At 50.9% G+C, this 475-nt stretch carries 5 tRNA genes; all 5 read left to right on the top strand.

Features of this window, described 5'->3' with window-relative positions:
• Positions 1 to 26: 26 nt before the first annotated feature.
• The 5 genes from DMN77_RS23570 (at position 27) to DMN77_RS23550 (ending at position 452) form a co-directional block, all read left to right on the top strand.
• Positions 27 to 102 (top strand) — tRNA-Asn (locus DMN77_RS23570).
• Positions 103 to 105: 3 nt separating this feature from the next.
• Positions 106 to 181, top strand: a tRNA-Thr gene (locus DMN77_RS23565).
• A 7-nt stretch (positions 182 to 188) separates the two neighbouring features.
• Positions 189 to 263 (top strand) — tRNA-Glu (locus tag DMN77_RS23560).
• Between the two features lie 25 nt (positions 264 to 288).
• Positions 289 to 364 (top strand) — tRNA-Val (locus DMN77_RS23555).
• A 13-nt stretch (positions 365 to 377) separates the two neighbouring features.
• Positions 378 to 452 (top strand) — tRNA-Gln (locus DMN77_RS23550).
• The last annotated feature ends 23 nt before the right edge of the window (positions 453 to 475 follow it).

The following is a 475-nucleotide window of genomic DNA, read 5'->3' as shown; positions in this document are numbered from 1 at the left end:
GAGAGTAGGAAGCCGCCAAGCAATGTTCCCTGATAGCTCAGTTGGTAGAGCACTCGACTGTTAATCGAGTTGTCACAGGTTCGAGTCCTGTTCGGGGAGCCATTAGCTCTCATAGCTCAGTAGGTAGAGTGCATCCATGGTAAGGATGAGGTCACCGGTTCGATCCCGGTTGAGAGCTCCACGAGTAAGGCCCGTTGGTCAAGGGGTTAAGACACCTCCCTTTCACGGAGGTAACAGGGGTTCGAATCCCCTACGGGTCACCATTTTCTTTAAAGGATTGTTACATATGGAGGCTTAGCTCAGCTGGGAGAGCATCTGCCTTACAAGCAGAGGGTCAGCGGTTCGATCCCGTTAGCCTCCACCATATGAGTCTTTATTGGGGATTAGCCAAGCGGTAAGGCAACGGACTTTGACTCCGTCACTCATAGGTTCGAATCCTATATCCCCAGCCATTTTATGAGCCATTAGCTCAGTT

This window comes from Paenibacillus sp. 79R4, from assembly GCF_013393165.1.
In the GTDB taxonomy this organism is placed as follows: domain Bacteria; phylum Bacillota; class Bacilli; order Paenibacillales; family Paenibacillaceae; genus Fontibacillus.
Note: the sequence above shows the minus strand (reverse complement) of the source record. Positions and strands in the feature narration are given on the sequence as shown.